Annotated in this window: 14 protein-coding genes and 1 pseudogene; 8 read left to right on the top strand and 7 right to left on the bottom strand. The window is 70.8% G+C overall.

The annotated features are described in order from the left end of the window. Positions 1–26: 26 nt before the first annotated feature. The 4 genes and pseudogenes from A6A08_RS15140 (at position 27) to A6A08_RS29380 (ending at position 5,775) form a co-directional block, all read left to right on the top strand. Positions 27–1,838 (top strand): ABC transporter substrate-binding protein, encoded by a 1,812-nt coding sequence (locus tag A6A08_RS15140; RefSeq protein WP_073703239.1) that lies wholly within the window; start codon positions 27–29, stop codon positions 1,836–1,838. Between the two features lie 168 nt (positions 1,839–2,006). Then, complete coding sequence (locus tag A6A08_RS15135; protein ID WP_073703238.1) at positions 2,007–3,020, top strand: ABC transporter permease; 1,014 nt, start codon at positions 2,007–2,009, stop codon at positions 3,018–3,020. A gap of 32 nt (positions 3,021–3,052) precedes the next feature. Further along, positions 3,053–4,870, top strand: coding sequence for an ABC transporter ATP-binding protein (locus A6A08_RS15130; protein ID WP_073703237.1), 1,818 nt, complete (start codon positions 3,053–3,055; stop codon positions 4,868–4,870). Positions 4,871–4,949: 79 nt separating this feature from the next. Then, positions 4,950–5,775, top strand: a pseudogene (locus A6A08_RS29380) (IS5 family transposase). Between the two features lie 40 nt (positions 5,776–5,815). Here the strand turns inward: A6A08_RS29380 and A6A08_RS15115 are convergent. Beyond that, the gene (locus A6A08_RS15115; protein WP_073703234.1) at positions 5,816–6,199 is read right to left on the bottom strand and encodes a VOC family protein; all 384 of its coding nucleotides are present in this window, start codon (positions 6,197–6,199) and stop codon (positions 5,816–5,818) included. Positions 6,200–6,300: 101 nt separating this feature from the next. Continuing rightward, complete coding sequence (locus tag A6A08_RS15110; protein WP_143181770.1) at positions 6,301–6,723, bottom strand: hypothetical protein; 423 nt, start codon at positions 6,721–6,723, stop codon at positions 6,301–6,303. 266 nt (positions 6,724–6,989) lie between these two features. On the opposite strand from A6A08_RS15110, the gene A6A08_RS15105 reads away from it, so the two are divergent. Continuing rightward, complete coding sequence (locus A6A08_RS15105) at positions 6,990–7,490, top strand: hypothetical protein (protein WP_083609130.1); 501 nt, start codon at positions 6,990–6,992, stop codon at positions 7,488–7,490. Between the two features lie 48 nt (positions 7,491–7,538). Here A6A08_RS15105 and A6A08_RS15100 read toward each other — a convergent pair whose 3' ends face one another. The 3 genes from A6A08_RS15100 to A6A08_RS15090 form a co-directional block, all read right to left on the bottom strand. Continuing rightward, positions 7,539–8,324: a sporulation protein gene (locus A6A08_RS15100; RefSeq protein ID WP_073703232.1), complete on the bottom strand. Its 786-nt coding sequence runs from the start codon at positions 8,322–8,324 to the stop codon at positions 7,539–7,541. 145 nt (positions 8,325–8,469) lie between these two features. After that, positions 8,470–9,282: a sporulation protein gene (locus A6A08_RS15095; protein ID WP_073703231.1), complete on the bottom strand. Its 813-nt coding sequence runs from the start codon at positions 9,280–9,282 to the stop codon at positions 8,470–8,472. A 162-nt stretch (positions 9,283–9,444) separates the two neighbouring features. After that, entirely contained in the window at positions 9,445–10,095 is a 651-nt protein-coding gene (locus A6A08_RS15090) for a TetR/AcrR family transcriptional regulator (protein ID WP_073703230.1), read from the bottom strand. 144 nt (positions 10,096–10,239) lie between these two features. Between A6A08_RS15090 and A6A08_RS15085 the strand changes: the two genes are divergently transcribed. The 3 genes from A6A08_RS15085 to A6A08_RS29145 all read left to right on the top strand — a co-directional run bounded on the left by A6A08_RS15085 (position 10,240) and on the right by A6A08_RS29145 (position 11,706). Continuing rightward, positions 10,240–10,626: a hypothetical protein gene (locus A6A08_RS15085; protein ID WP_073703229.1), complete on the top strand. Its 387-nt coding sequence runs from the start codon at positions 10,240–10,242 to the stop codon at positions 10,624–10,626. A gap of 110 nt (positions 10,627–10,736) precedes the next feature. Further along, the gene (locus tag A6A08_RS15080; RefSeq protein WP_073703228.1) at positions 10,737–11,099 is read left to right on the top strand and encodes a GntR family transcriptional regulator; all 363 of its coding nucleotides are present in this window, start codon (positions 10,737–10,739) and stop codon (positions 11,097–11,099) included. A gap of 478 nt (positions 11,100–11,577) precedes the next feature. Then, positions 11,578–11,706 (top strand): hypothetical protein, encoded by a 129-nt coding sequence (locus tag A6A08_RS29145; RefSeq protein ID WP_274534042.1) that lies wholly within the window; start codon positions 11,578–11,580, stop codon positions 11,704–11,706. A gap of 31 nt (positions 11,707–11,737) precedes the next feature. Here A6A08_RS29145 and A6A08_RS15075 read toward each other — a convergent pair whose 3' ends face one another. Next, on the bottom strand, positions 11,738–12,088 hold the full coding sequence (locus tag A6A08_RS15075) for a hypothetical protein (protein WP_073703227.1): 351 nt from the start codon (positions 12,086–12,088) through the stop codon (positions 11,738–11,740). A gap of 152 nt (positions 12,089–12,240) precedes the next feature. Continuing rightward, a complete protein-coding gene (locus A6A08_RS15070; protein ID WP_073703226.1) occupies positions 12,241–13,653 on the bottom strand; it encodes an RNA polymerase sigma factor in 1,413 nt (470 codons plus the stop codon). Positions 13,654–13,946: the final 293 nt, after the last annotated feature.

Raw genomic sequence — 13,946 nt, 5'->3', positions numbered from 1 at the left:
AGCAGCGAATCCGACCAGGAGGCAGAGTGACCACCCATCACCTCACACACGCGGCCCCCTCCCGGCGCCGCCGCGGGCGCGGCCGGGTGAGCGCGCCCCTGGCCCTGGGGGCGGCCGCGGTCCTGCTGCTGGCCGCCTGCGGAGGCGCGGGCGGCGGCGGGGGCGGAGGAGACGTCGACGCGGAGTTCAACGAGGGCGAGAACTCGGTCGTCAACCCCTCCGACCAGGCCGGCGGGACCCTGCGCTACGCCATCTCCTCGGACTTCGACTCGCCCGACCCCGGCAACACCTACTACGCGTTCAGCTGGAACTTCAGCCGCTACTACGCGCGCACCCTGCTCACCTACGTCGGGGCGCCGGGGGAGGAGGGCACCGAGCTCCAGCCCGACCTGGCCGAGGCCATGCCCGAGGCCAACGAGGACTTCACCGAGTGGACGGTGCGCATCAAGCCGGGCCTCAAGTACGAGGACGGGTCGCAGATCACCGCGCAGGACGTCAAGTACGCCATCGCGCGCAGCAACTTCGGCGCCCAGGCGCTGCCCAACGGCCCCAAGTACTTCCAGGACCTGCTGGCCGACAGCGAGGACTACGAGGGTCCCTACGCGAACGAGAGCGATCCGCTGGCCGGGTTCGGCGGGATCGGGACCCCGGACGACCGCACCCTGGTCTTTCGCCTCAACAGGAGCTTCTCCGAATTCCCCTACGTGCTCATCCAGCCGCAGACCGCGCCGGTCCCGCCCGAGGCCGACCGCGGAGAGCGGTACCAGAGCCGCGTCGTCTCCTCGGGGCCCTACAAGTTCGACGGCGAGTACCGGCCCGGCGTGTCCCTGAACCTGGTGCGCAACGACCAGTGGGACGCCTCCACCGACCCCAGCCGCAAGGCGCTGCCGGACCGGATCGAGGTGGAACTGGGGGTCGACCAGAACGAGATCGACCAGCGCCTGGTCAACGGGGAACTGGACGTCGACCTGGGCGGGACCGGGGTGGGTCCGGCGATGAAGGGCACCCTGATCACCGACGAGAACGAGCGCAACAGCGTCGACAACCCGCAGAGCAGCACCCTGCGCTACGTCAACATCAACACCGTCCTGGAGCCGCTGGACGACCTGGCCTGCCGCCAGGCGATCATGTACGCGGCCAACCGCGACGCGCTGCAACGGGCGTGGGGCGGCGACACCGGAGGCGACATCGCCACCCAGATCATGCCCAGCGCGCTGCCGGGCGCCGACCCGAGCATCAACCCCTACCCGTCGGAGGGCAACGAGGGCGATCTGGACATGGCCCGGCAGAAGCTGGAGGAGTGCGGCGAGCCCGACGGGTTCTCCACCTCCATCGGGGCCCGGGCCGACCGGCCCGCCGACGTGAGCACGGCCGAGGCCCTGCAGCAGTCCCTGAAGCGGGTGGGGATCGAGGTGCGGATCAGGCAGTACCCGTCGGACACCTACACCAACACCCAGGCCGGTTCGCCGTCCTTCGTGCACGAGAACGACCTGGGCCTGACCGTGTACGGGTGGGCGCCGGACTGGCCCAGCGGCTACGGGTTCATGAGCAAGATCCTGGACGGCGACGCCATCCGGGACGCGGGCAACGCCAACATCTCCGAACTGGACGACGAGCGGATCAACGCGTGGTTCGACGAGGTCGTCACGGTGGAGGACCCCGACGAGCGCGCCTCGATCTACACGCAGATCGACCAGCGGGCCATGGAGCAGGCGGCGATCCTCCCGGCGGTGTTCGAGCGGACGGTGCTGTACCGGCCCCCGAACCTGACCAACGCGTACTACCACGTGGGCTACTCGATGTACGACTACATGGTGCTGGGCACCACCAGGGACTGAGCCTCGCCCGTCGGACACGTCCCGGACGCGCCGGGGCTCAATGGTGACCATTCGATCACCGTGGGTTAGCTTGTTCCCGGGTGGTGCAGGCACCGACGGGCCCGGGCCGCCCGGGCCCGTCGGTGCCGACGCGGTCGACCGTGCGCCCCACGACAGAAAGCACGCGCGTTGCTGACCTACATCCTGCGCCGCCTGGGCGCCGGCCTCCTGCTGCTGGCCGTGGTCACCATGGTCACCTTCGCCATCTTCTACGTGGTGCCCCGGTGGGCGGGGCGGACCACCGAGCAGTTGGCGACCATGTACGTGGGCCGTGCCCCCACGCCGGAGGCGATCCAGGCCACCATCGACCGGTTGGGGCTGGACCAGCCCGTCCTCGTGCAGTTCGGGGAGTTCGTCCGGGGGATCTTCCTGGGCGCCGAGTACCGGTTCGGCCGCGACGTCATCGAGTGCGCGGCCCCGTGCTTTGGCTACTCCTTCCAGAACTACCAGGAGGTCTTCCCCGAGATCGTGGCCCGGCTGCCGGTGACGGCGTCGCTGGCCTTCGGGGCGGGGGTGATCTGGCTGGTGGGCGGGATCCTGGTCGGTGTGGTCTCGGCGGTGTGGAAGGGCAGCCTGTTCGACCGCCTGGCGATGGCGTTCGCCCTGGCGGGGGTGTCGCTGCCGATCTTCTTCACCGGCCTGCTGGCCCTGGCCTTCCTCGTGCACGCCTGGGGGCTGTTCGGCACGCCGGGCTACGTCCCGCTGACCGAGGACCCGTTCAGGTGGGCGCAGGGGCTGCTCCTCCCGTGGCTGACCCTGGCGTTCCTGCACGCGGCCATGTACGCGCGCCAGACCCGGGCGGGGATGCTGGAGGTCCTCGGCGAGGACTACATCCGCACCGCCCGCGCCAAGGGCCTGAGCGAGCGCAGGGTGGTGCTCAAGCACGCGCTGCGTCCCACGCTGACGCCGATCGTGACGATCTTCGGCCTGGACCTGGGTCTGGTGCTGGGCGGCGCGGTGCTGACCGAGCAGGTGTTCTCCCTCAACGGCATCGGCCGGTACGCGGTGAGCGCGATCACGCAGAGCGACCTGCCGGTGATCCTGGGCGTGACGCTGTTCGGGGCGTTCTTCATCGTCGTCTGCAACCTGGTGGTGGACCTGACGTATCCGCTGATCGACCCGCGTGTGCGCATCCATGGCTAGCGTCCGGTCGGCGCCGCGTTCGAGGGAGTTCCATGAGTGAGTCCGTACCGTCGTCCGCCTCGCCCGTGGTCCGGGTGGAGGACCTCCGGGTGGTGTTCCCGACCATGGACGGCGACGTTCACGCGGTGAACGGATTGTCCTTCGAGGTGCCCGCCGGGGGTGCCCTCGGTATCGTGGGCGAGTCCGGCTCGGGCAAGAGCGTGACCTCGCTGGCGCTGATGGGCCTGCACCGGGGCAGCCGGGCGCGCATCACCGGGTCCATCGAGGTCGCGGGCCAGGACGTGGTCAGCGCCTCGGACAGGAAGCTGCGGCGGATGCGCGGCAACGACATCGCGATGGTCTTCCAGGACCCCATGCAGTCGCTGCACCCGCAGTTCACCGTGGGAAACCAGTTGGTGGAGGCGTTGCGCGTGCACCGGCCCGAGGTGTCGCGCTCCGAGGCCCGTGCCAGGGCGGTGAGGTCGCTGGAGCGGGTGGGGATTCCCCATCCGCAGAAGCGGATCAACTCCTATCCGCACGAGTTCTCCGGTGGTATGCGCCAGCGTGTGGTGATCGCGATGGGGTTGATGTGCGATCCGAAGGTGTTGTTGGCCGATGAGCCGACGACGGCGTTGGACGTGACGGTGCAGGCGCAGGTGCTGGACCTGTTGGACGAGCTGCGCACGGATCTGGGGATGGGGTTGATCCTGGTCTCGCATGATCTGGCGGTGGTCGCCGGTTCGGTGGACGAGGTCGTGGTCATGCGCCATGGTGTGGCGGTGGAGCGCGGTGACGTGCGCACGGTCCTGGCCGAGCCGGAGCATCCCTACACGCGGGCGCTGCTGGCCGCGGTGCCGCGCGTGGATCTCTCCCGAGCACAGAGACGGGCACGCGATCGCGCGGAGCGCGCGCAGCGGACCCGGCAGGAGCAGCGCCGCAGTACGGGGGCGACCGCGGCGGGTGAGGCCGGGGCGAAGGAACCGGACAGGGCCTTCGCACCCTTCACCCCCGAGCCGAAGGAGGAGCGGGGCGAACCCCTGCTGCGGGTGGAGGATGTGGCGCAGCGGTTCGGTGTGCGTGGTGGTGTGTGGGGGCGTACGACGGACTTTTGGGCTGTGAAGGGTGTGTCCTTCGATCTGTTCCGGGGGGAGACCCTGGGGATCGTGGGGGAGTCGGGTTCGGGCAAGAGCACGCTGTCGCGGATGGTGATGCGGTTGTTGGAGCCCACCCGGGGCCGGGTGGAGTTCGAGGGCCGCGACATCACGCACATGTCCGAGCGGGAGCTGCGTCCGTTGCGTCGGGACATGCAGATGGTGTTCCAGAACCCGTATTCGTCGTTGAATCCGCGGGTGACGGTGGGGGACGCGATCGGGACGGCGCTGCGGGTGCAGGGTGAGCGTGATGGCCGGAAGGTGCGCCGTCAGGTGCAGGAGCTTCTGGAGCGGGTGGGGTTGGAGCCCGATCACTACAACCGGTTCCCGCATGCGTTCTCGGGGGGTCAGCGGCAGCGGATCGCGATCGCGCGGGCGTTGATCCTCAAGCCGAAGCTGATCATCTGTGATGAGCCGGTGTCGGCGTTGGACGTGTCGACGCAGGATCAGGTGTTGCGGTTGTTGTCGGAGTTGCAGGACGATTTCGGGTTGACGTACATCTTCGTGGCGCATGATCTGGCGGTGGTGCGTCAGGTGAGTGACCGGGTCGCGGTGATGCGTGCGGGTGAGGTCGTGGAGATGGGTGACAGCGACTCGGTGTATGAGGAGCCGAGTAGTGACTACACGCGTCAGCTGCTCAACGCCGCCCCCGTCCTGGACCCGGAACACGCGCGTGAGCTGCGCGCCGAACGGGTGCGCCGGCGCGCCCGGGCGTCCTAGGTGTTCTGTCCTGAGAGGTTAGGTACGCGCATGGCGGGAGGGCCGCTGATCGCGGTGTGGAACCGGTGAAGGCCTCCCGCTGTTGCCCGCAGGGAAGAAGCCGGGGCGACCGCCGATATGGACGCGGCGGCAGTTGATCGACGGCATCCGGTTTCGGGTGCGTACCGGCCTCCCCTGGCGAGGCCTACCCGCCGAGTACGGCCCGTGGGGGCGGGTGTACGACCTGTTCCGCCGCTGGCAGCGGGACGGCACGTGGCAGCGGCTCTTCACCGCGCTGCAGGCCCGGGCAGACGCCAACCACCTGATCACCTGGGACATCAGCGTGGACTCCACAGTATGCCGGGCGCACCAGCACGCCGCCGGCGCGCGGAAAAGGGGGAGCTGCAAAAGGAGCCTCCCGGCGGCGTCCAGGTGGAGTCGGCCGACCACGGGCTCGGCCGCTCGCGCGGCGGTCTGACCACCAAACTGCACCTGGCCGTCGAACAGGGCAAAAGCCCATGTCCCTCGTGATCACGGCCGGGCAGCGGGGTGACTCCCCGCAGTTCGAGGCGGTGCTCAGCCGCATCCTGGTGCCTCGCCCGGGGGCGGGCCGGCCCCGCACCCGGTCACGCAAAGTCCGCGCGGACAAGGCGTACTCCTCTCGGAAGAACCGCGCCTACCTGCGCAGACGTGGAATCCGCTGCACCATTCCGAACAAGGTCGACCAGCTCGCGAACCGCCGGAAGCTCGGCGCTCGCGGTGGCCGCCCGCCGACGTTCGACACGACCGACTACCGCGAGCGCCACGCCGTCGAATGCGGCATCAATCGCCTCAAGAGGTATCGAGCGGTGGCCACCCGGTACGGCAAGCTCGCCGTCCGCTACGAAGCGACCGTTCTCGTCGCAGCTATCAACGCGTGGCTGTGACCGGCTGTCATACGAGACCGGCCAGGACGGCGCGTGAGCGTCAGGGACTCATGGCGGCTCGGTCGGACTCACTGCGCAGAACGCAGAATTCGTTGCCTTCGGGATCAGCAAGGATTGCCCAGCCTGAACCATCGGGATTCCGGTGATCGGCGACAAAGGTGGCGCCGAGGCCCAGCAGCCGGTCCACCTCCTGATCGCGCGAGGTCTCAGGGCGCACGCACAGATGGATCCGGTTCTTGATCGTCTTAGCCTCGGGCACCTGGTTGAAGTGCAGCACCGGGCCCTCCGCCAGCAGCACCTGAGTCTCCCGTTCACCCGGTCTGTCCTCCGGATGCAGCGGACGGCCAGTCGCACTGCTCCAGAACCGAGCCAGCTCGTAGGCATCCGCACAGTCAATCGCCACGTTCTGCAATACCGAGACCATGCGCCCTAGCCTTCCTGATCTCCACGCCAAACGCCACCGGGCTGTGCTCATGCTTCGCACACACGCAGCTCAGGCCCCGGGCAGCACTCTCGATACACGCCCTAGCCGTCGCGACGCCGTTGCCACTCGTTCCCGGGACCCCGGGTGCCCCCGTGCCCGCCGGTCTCCGGATCGTGGAAGAGGCCGCCGGAGAGGTCGGCGCGGTCCTCGCCGTCGGAGGCGCTGTCCACCCCGCCCTCGATCGTGTGCGCCTGGATGAGGGTGCCCGACACGTTCCCGGTCACCGTGTTGGTCGTCCCACCGTGCGTCGGGAGGGTCGTGGAAGCGGTCGGGCCCCTGCCCGCGGTGGAGGAGCGGCGTGCCGTCCACACGGCCGTCGCCAACGCCCCCACGCCCGCGGCCAGCGACCCGACTCCGGACAGCTGGGAGAGCTGGTTCAGGTCCACGAGGAACCGGAACAGGACCCAGGCGCCCCCGAGCACGACCGTCACCGACGCCAGAAGCCACACCCATAGCCAACGCATGCGGACATTGTGCCCTGCCCGGTGGGGCGCGGGTAGGCGGTTCGCCCGAACGGCGGGCGCCCGAGGACGGCCGTCCGAAGCAGGCCCGGGTCCGTGAGCCGGGCAAGCTCCCCGAACGCTCCCGGTGGCCGGTTCCGGTCACGGGTGTGCGGCGTGGTGAAAGGAGGCGTAGACGACCGCGGGCTTGGCTAACGTGTCCTGTCTGTACGGGCGCCCCCACGGCGGGGGAGCATCCCCTGGTTCCACGGTGTGAGGCAGGTACCCCCATGACCGACACGGCACTGCTGGAGAGGGCCACCACCCTCCTGGTCACCGCCATGACCACCAGTGACGACCAGTCCTGGACCCGGGTGCGGCAGGCATGCGCCGCCCTGTCCTCCCGGGCCCGCAAGGTGGTGGACGCCGAACTGGAACTGACCCGGGGCGAACTGCTCCAGCGGCCGGAGCTGGCCGGGGAGGCCGTCGGCGAGTGGAGGACCAAGCTGCGCCGGCTGGTGGAGGCCAACCCCCGCGCCGCCGAGGGCCTGCGCGAGCTGGTCCGGGCTCTGGACGAGCGACAGGGCGGCCAGGGCGCCGAGGGCGGGGTGTCCAACACCATCATCGGCGACGTGACCGGGATAGCGATACAGGCCCGCACCATCAACGGCGGCGCCGGCAACACCGGCTACCAGGGGGACCACGTCGACCAGCGCGGAGCCCGGACGCAGCGGGACGTGACCGGTACGCAGAGCAACCACCACACGCGCTGGCCCCGCGGGGGGCGGTGAGCGGGGCCCGGAGGGAGCGTGCCCCCGCTCCCTCCGGGCCCGCCGGGATCAGAACAGTTCCCTGCGGCCCGCCAGGGAGTCGAGCCACTGGTGCAGGTAACCCGTCCAGTCGCGTCCGGCGCCGTCGTGGTGGTTCACGGTGAAGCGGTGGAAGGTGTCGCGGCCCTCGGAGAAGAGCAGGCCCGGCTTCTTGTCCAGCTCCAGCACCACGTCCATGCCGTGCTCGTCGGTGACCAGGGACAGCTCCAGCTCGTTCAGGCCCTGGTAGCGGCTGGGCGAGTAGAACTCGATCTCCTGGTAGAAGGGCAGCCGCTGCCTGGTGTGGGCGATGCGGCCCCGCTCCAGGTCGGCGTGCTTGAAGGTGAACCCGAGGGAGAGCAGCGAGTCCAGGACCGCGGCCTGGGCCGGGAGCGGCTCGACGCCCACCGGGTCCAGGTCGCCCGGGTCGACCGCGCCCGCCACGTGCAGGCGGGTGTTGACGCCGAGGTTCATGCGGTGCAGGTGGCGGCCGCGGTGGGCGGTGACGGGGGTCTCCCAGGGCACGAAGAGCTCGAAGGGCACCTGGAAGCTCTGTCCGGGAACCAGGGACGCCCCCTCGCCCAGGCGTACGCGGTGGAACTCCATGTCGCTGCTGACCTCGTGGTCGCCGGACTCGGACTCGACCCGGGCCTGCAGGCCCACGGTGAGCTGCTCGATCCGCTGCTCGACGTCGCCGCCCTCGATGACGACGGTGCCCCGCAGGGAGCCTCCGGGGGTGGTCACGGACGAGTCCAGGGAGGTTTCCACCGAGGCTCCGCCGAATCCGAGACCGGCGAGCAGGCGCTTGATGACCATAGATACTTCCTCTTCCCGGTGGGTGCGTGGCCGGGAACGTCGGGGATGGCAGGGGCACCCGTGCTTGGGGGTGTGGCCGGGCGCGCGGGGGCGTCCGGCCGCACCGGGGTGGGCGCCCGGGTCCGGTGGTGCCCGGGCGCCCTTGCTAGAACAGGCCGCGCTCGCCGGCGACGGCGTGGACCCACTCGTGGAGCCTGGCCGCGATCTCCTCGGGGTCGGTGTCCTCGTGTGCGACGCTCAGGCGCAGGAGGGTGTCACCGCCCTCGCCGAAGAGGATGCCGGGCTTCTTGTCCAGCTCCAGCACCACGTCCACACCGTCGTCGTCGGTGAGGAAGGTCAGCTCCAGCGACTCCAGGCCCTCGTACCGGCCGGCGCCGGAGTACTCGAACTCCTGGTAGAAGGGCAGCTTCTGGCGGGTGCCGGGGATCTCGCCCTTCTCCAGGTCGACGCCCCCCAGCTCGAAGCCCAGCGCGTGCAGCGCCTCCAGGACCGCGGCCTGGGCCGGAAGGGGCTCGATGAGCAGGGGGTCCACGTCCCGGCGGTCCAGGGCGTTGTCCACGTGCAGGCGGGTGTTGAGGCCCACGCCGTCCAGGACGTGCGTGCCCCCGACCGCGGTGACGGGCGCCTCCATGGGGACGGTCATCTCGAAGGCGAGCTCGAACTCCTGCTCGGGCTCCAGCTCCCTCTCCTCGTCGGTGACCGTCTGCTCGGCGACGACCACGTCGATGGTGTACTCGCCCGAGTGCGTCTCGCCCTCGGAGTCCTCGTACTCGTACTCCTTCTCCACGTTGGCGCGGAGACCGACGCTGACGCCCTCCAGTGTCTGGGCGACCTTGCCCCCGGTGATCCTGAGGGTGCCGGTGACGGTGCCGCCCGGCTGGACGGTGTCGTTGTCGAGGGTGGTCTCCACGGTGGCGCCGCCGATGCCGACACTGGCGAGCATGCGTTTGAGGATCACAGCGTCTTCGTCTCCTGCCTGGGTCCGCGGCCCGAGCGCCAGGGGGAGTGGGGGCAGCGGAGGTGTTCGGGGGTGTGGGGGATCTGGCGCTGTGTCGGTTAGGACGCGACGCCGGTGGTACCGGTTTCCACCTCTGTGGAGTTTTCCGTGTTTCCTCCGTGCTCAGCCGCCGTGCGGGGACAGTCCGCGCAGCAGGGCGCGCAGCCCGAAGTCGAAGCGCGCCTCGGCCTCGGCGGCGCCGGGGGCGCCCTCCTCGTCCTGGTGGCGGACCTGGTGCACGACCGCGCCGACGCAGTAGGAGTGCACGGCGTCGGCGGCGCGCTCCACGTCGTCGCCGGACAGGCCCGCCTCGCTCAGGGCGCGGTGCATCAGGGCGCGGGTGGCCTCGGCGCTGGGGGTGTGCGGGGCGCGGTGCACCAGCAGGGACAGCGCGCCGGAGAACTCCAGCAGGCGGGCGCGGTAAGCGCGGGCCCAGTCGGTCAGGCGCACGTCCCAGGGGCGGGTGTCCTCGGCCTCCTCCCGGACACGGCCGTCGGTGCCCTCGCCGCTCTCCTCGTCCGCCTCCTCGTCGGCCTCCTCGCCGGGCTCGGTGGGAACGGTGCCGCTGGGTGCGGGGGAGGCCACGTAGGCGGCGATGGCGTTGAACAGCTGCTCCTTGCCCAGGGGGAAGTGGTGGTAGATGGCCATGGCCTCCACCTCCAGGGCGTCGCCCAGGCGACGCATGGACAGGCCGCCCAGTCCGCGTCCGGCGATGATGTGCAGGGCTTCGAGGATGATGCGCTCGCGGCTGAGCCCGGCGTAGTTCCTGCTCACTGTGGTCCTTTCGAGGGAGTACGCCGTAAAGGTGGCAGATCCGGGGACGGGTGGCCACCACCGACGCACAACCCGGGTCGCCAGATGATATTCGTCACCTCTAGAGTGACCACGAATAACGACTCGCGTGTACGGAGCGCACACATGGGACTTGCCAAGCAGAGCACGACACAGGCGCGTCAGATGCTGGAGGCCGACCGGGGGCTGGCCGAGAAGCTGCCCGAACTCCTGCGGGCGGTGGCCGAGGCGGAGGCGGCCCTGGAGCAGGCGCGTGAGTGGAACGCGCCGGTGGAGGAGCTCCACGAGCGCGGGGTGGCCCTGGACGGGGCGCTGACCGAGGCGATGCGGGCCGCCTACGCCCGGGAACGGGTACTGGTGGGGCCCAAGGGGTACGTGGACCGGATCTACCGGCGCAAGCGGCTGGCCCGCCCCGAGGTGCGTGAGGCCACGCAGGTGGCCGAGCGGCTGCTCACCGCCCGGGAGACCCACCGCCTGCACGGGATCCAGCGGGTGCCGCGCCGGGTCGCGTGAGCCTGCCGGACACGGTGCGTAGTCACTGTGCGGTCCGTGCGCGGTAGGTTGGTGTTCGGCCCGTCCCGGGGCCGGACACCGCAGCAGGTGAGTGGGGAGCGCAGTAGCAGATGGCGGATTTCATCCGCATCGATCCGACGTCGAAGGTACCGCCCTACGAGCAGATCAGGTCGATCGTGGCGATCGCGGCCGCCAACGGCGAGCTGCCGGTGGGCTACCGGCTGCCGACGGTGCGCGCGTTGGCGGGTCAGCTGTCGGTGGCGGTGAACACGGTGGCGCGCGCCTACCGGGAGCTGGAGCAGGCCGGGGTGGTCGAGACACGGGGCCGGTCGGGCACCTTCGTGGCCGCGAGCGGCGACGACCAGCGCGCCGAGGCCCTGGCGGCCGCGCGCGCCTACGCCGAGGTGATCTCGCGGGTGGGCCTGGACCACGACGAGGCCGTGGAGATCCTGCGCGCGGCGCTCAGGAGCTGAGAGCGCGGCCCCCGCGGTGGCCGCTACCGGCCGCCTCCCTCCCCGTGGAAGGCCCTCCCCCGCGGCTAGGGTCGAAGTGGCGCCGCCACCCCGGGCGGCGCGGGCACCGAGGGAGGCGCCTGTGGGCAAGGGAACTGGTGGACGAGCGGGCGGAAGCCCGTCGGGCGGCGCGTCCTCGCGCGGCGGGGCCGGAAGGGGCGTCCCGGGCCGTGGTGCGGGCGGTGGTCCCGGTGGTGCGGGCGTTTCCGGAAGAGGAGTCCCGGACCGTGGTACGGGCGGCGGCTCCGGAAGGGGCACCCCGGGTCGTGGCGCGGGCGGCGGCTCCGGAAGGAGCGTCCGGGGCCGTGGCGCGGAGTGGGGCCCGGGCGGGCGCCGGAGGCGTCCCGAGGTCACCACGGAGCTGAGCGGCAACCGGCGGCGCGACGACTGGTACCACGACGGCGACGACCCCACGGTCGCCTACGCGGGTGACCGCCGTGTGCGCTCCTACGAGGACGACAACAAGGGCCTCTACCGGCCGCGTCCCGGCGCGGTCCTCGCACGGGTGGCCGTCGTCCTGGTCCTGCTGGGGCTGGTCGCCGCGCTGTTGTTCCTGGTGTTCGGCTGAAGGGTCCGGCCGGACCGGCCTGGCCGGAGGGTCAGCGGCGCAGGCCGACGACCGAGACGACGTAGAACGCGACCAGTCCGAGCCACACCAGCGGCAGGGCGGCGGGGTCGCCCAGGGCGGCGGTGATGCCGGAGATGGGGATGCTGACACCCAGGCACACCAGGGAGAGCACGAAGCGCACCGTGTTGGAGGGCGTTCCGGTCCTGGCCGGCGCCGCCTTGGCCTGCGCCGCCATGTGGTGGCGGACGCGCTCGGCGATGGTGTCGTCGATCCGCTCGACCAGGGAGGCGGCCACGGCGTCGTCGTACTCGGGACCGAGCTCGCGACCGGCACGCAGTGCGGCGGCGACCTCGTCCCTCTGCTGCGGGGGAGTGCTCGTCATGCCCCCATCGTCGCACCGCGGTGTCGGCCGTGGGGTGCCGAGAGCGCGATGCCAGGGACGAACCGGGGTTCTCCCCGATGCGGTCCGGGACCGGACACGGCTCGGGGCCGCCCCCTCTGGGAGCGGCCCCGGTGTCCGGTCCGGCCGAGCCTCTAGCTGGCGAAGTCCAGCAGCTGCTGGGCGCGGCTGGGGTGGCGCAGCTTGGACAGCGACTGCTTCTCCAGCTGCCGAATGCGCTCACGGGTCAGGCCCAGGTGCTTGCCGATCTCGTCCAGGGTGCGCGGACGCCCGTCCATCAGGCCAAAGCGCAGGGACATGATGGTGGCCTCGCGCGGCTCCAGGTCCGACAGCGCGTTGCGCAGCTGGTCGGCCATGAGCTGGCGGTCCACCACCTCGGAGGCCTCCGAGGCGTCCACGTCCTCGATGAGGTCGCCGATGCGGGTCTCGCCGTCCTCGCCGATGGTGGAGTCCAGGCTGATGGGCTGGCGGGTGACCCGCAGCAGCTCCTCGATCTGGGCCGGGGTCTTGTCCAGCTCCAGGGCCAGTTCCTCCGGGGTGGGCTCGCGGCCCAGCGCCTGGTGCATGTCGCGCTCCAGGCGGCTCACCTTGCTCAGGAGCTCCAGGACGTGCACGGGCAGGCGGATGGTGCGCGCCGAGTCGGCGAAGCCGCGCTGTATGGCCTGGCGGATCCACCACATGGCGTAGGTGGAGAACTTGAAGCCCTTGGTGTAGTCGAACTTCTCCACGGCGCGGATCAGGCCGAGGTTGCCCTCCTGGACCACGTCGAGCAGCGACATCCCCCGGTCGCTGTACTTCTTGGCCACCGACACCACCAGGCGCAGGTTGGCCTCCAGCATGTGGGACTTGGCCTTGCGGCCGTCCTCGGCCACCCACTCCAGCTCGTCGACCTCGGCCTCGGCCAGCGGGAAGGACTCGTCGACCTCGCCGTGCCGGCCGAGCCGGTACTCGGCGTAGAGCCCGGCCTCCACACGCTTGGCCAGGTCGACCTCCTGCTCCGCGGTGAGCAGCTGGCGCCGGCCGATGGCCTTGAGGTAGGTGTGGACCGAGTCGCCCATGGCGGGGGACTGGTCGTCGAGGTCGGCCTCGCCGGTCTCCGGGTCGGTGGTGGTCTGGGGGGTGGTCTCGGTCTTGTTGGCGCGCCGCGTGGAGCGGGCCTTCCTCCGGGTGGAGGGGCCCTTGCGCGTCGCGGCCTTGCCGGATGCGGCCTTGGCCGCCTCGTCGGTGTCGGGCACCGTGGCGATGAGAGTGTCTTCCAGCACGTCGTCCTCGGCGTCAGGATCGGCCACCGGCGCGGAGTCGTCGCCCCCGTTGGCGAGACGAACCCCGTTCTCGGTGAGTTCACGCAGGATGGATCGGCCGTCGCCAGCGGAGACTCCGGCCTCGGAGAAAGCGGTACGCAGTTCGGAGAGGGACAGGTGCCCCTGCGCGCGCCCGCGGGTGATCAGATCGGCCAGGGCCGCGTCCGCGGCCGCGTCGTCGCTACGAGCGATGTCAGCGGGGACTCCGGCGGTGGGTGCCGAAGCGGCCGGGGCAGTGCTCGTCATGTGGGCACCTCCCTCCCTTCCAAGGCGTGTGGCACGCGGCGGACTGTTCCTGCCGACTGGACGCGCCAATATGTCCAACGTGTCGGGGAGTCAAATGTTCCCTGTCTCGATTGGATATCGGCCGAAGTGGCATGGATCACTGTTCCGGGAGTGGCCAAACGCGGTGGGAAGCGGGTAAAGGAGCACGCCCGGAACCGGTCCGGACGAGGGGCTGGACCCGGCGGGCGGGAGGGCGCAGGGGCACGAGCGAGTGGACCGATGGCTGTCGCCAACTGCGGACCTCCTTGGGAGAG

Source organism: Nocardiopsis sp. TSRI0078 (assembly GCF_001905145.1).
Taxonomy (GTDB): Bacteria; Actinomycetota; Actinomycetes; order Streptosporangiales; family Streptosporangiaceae; genus Nocardiopsis.
The sequence above is the reverse complement of the archived record's forward strand: the minus strand, read 5'-3'. Positions and strand labels throughout refer to the sequence as shown.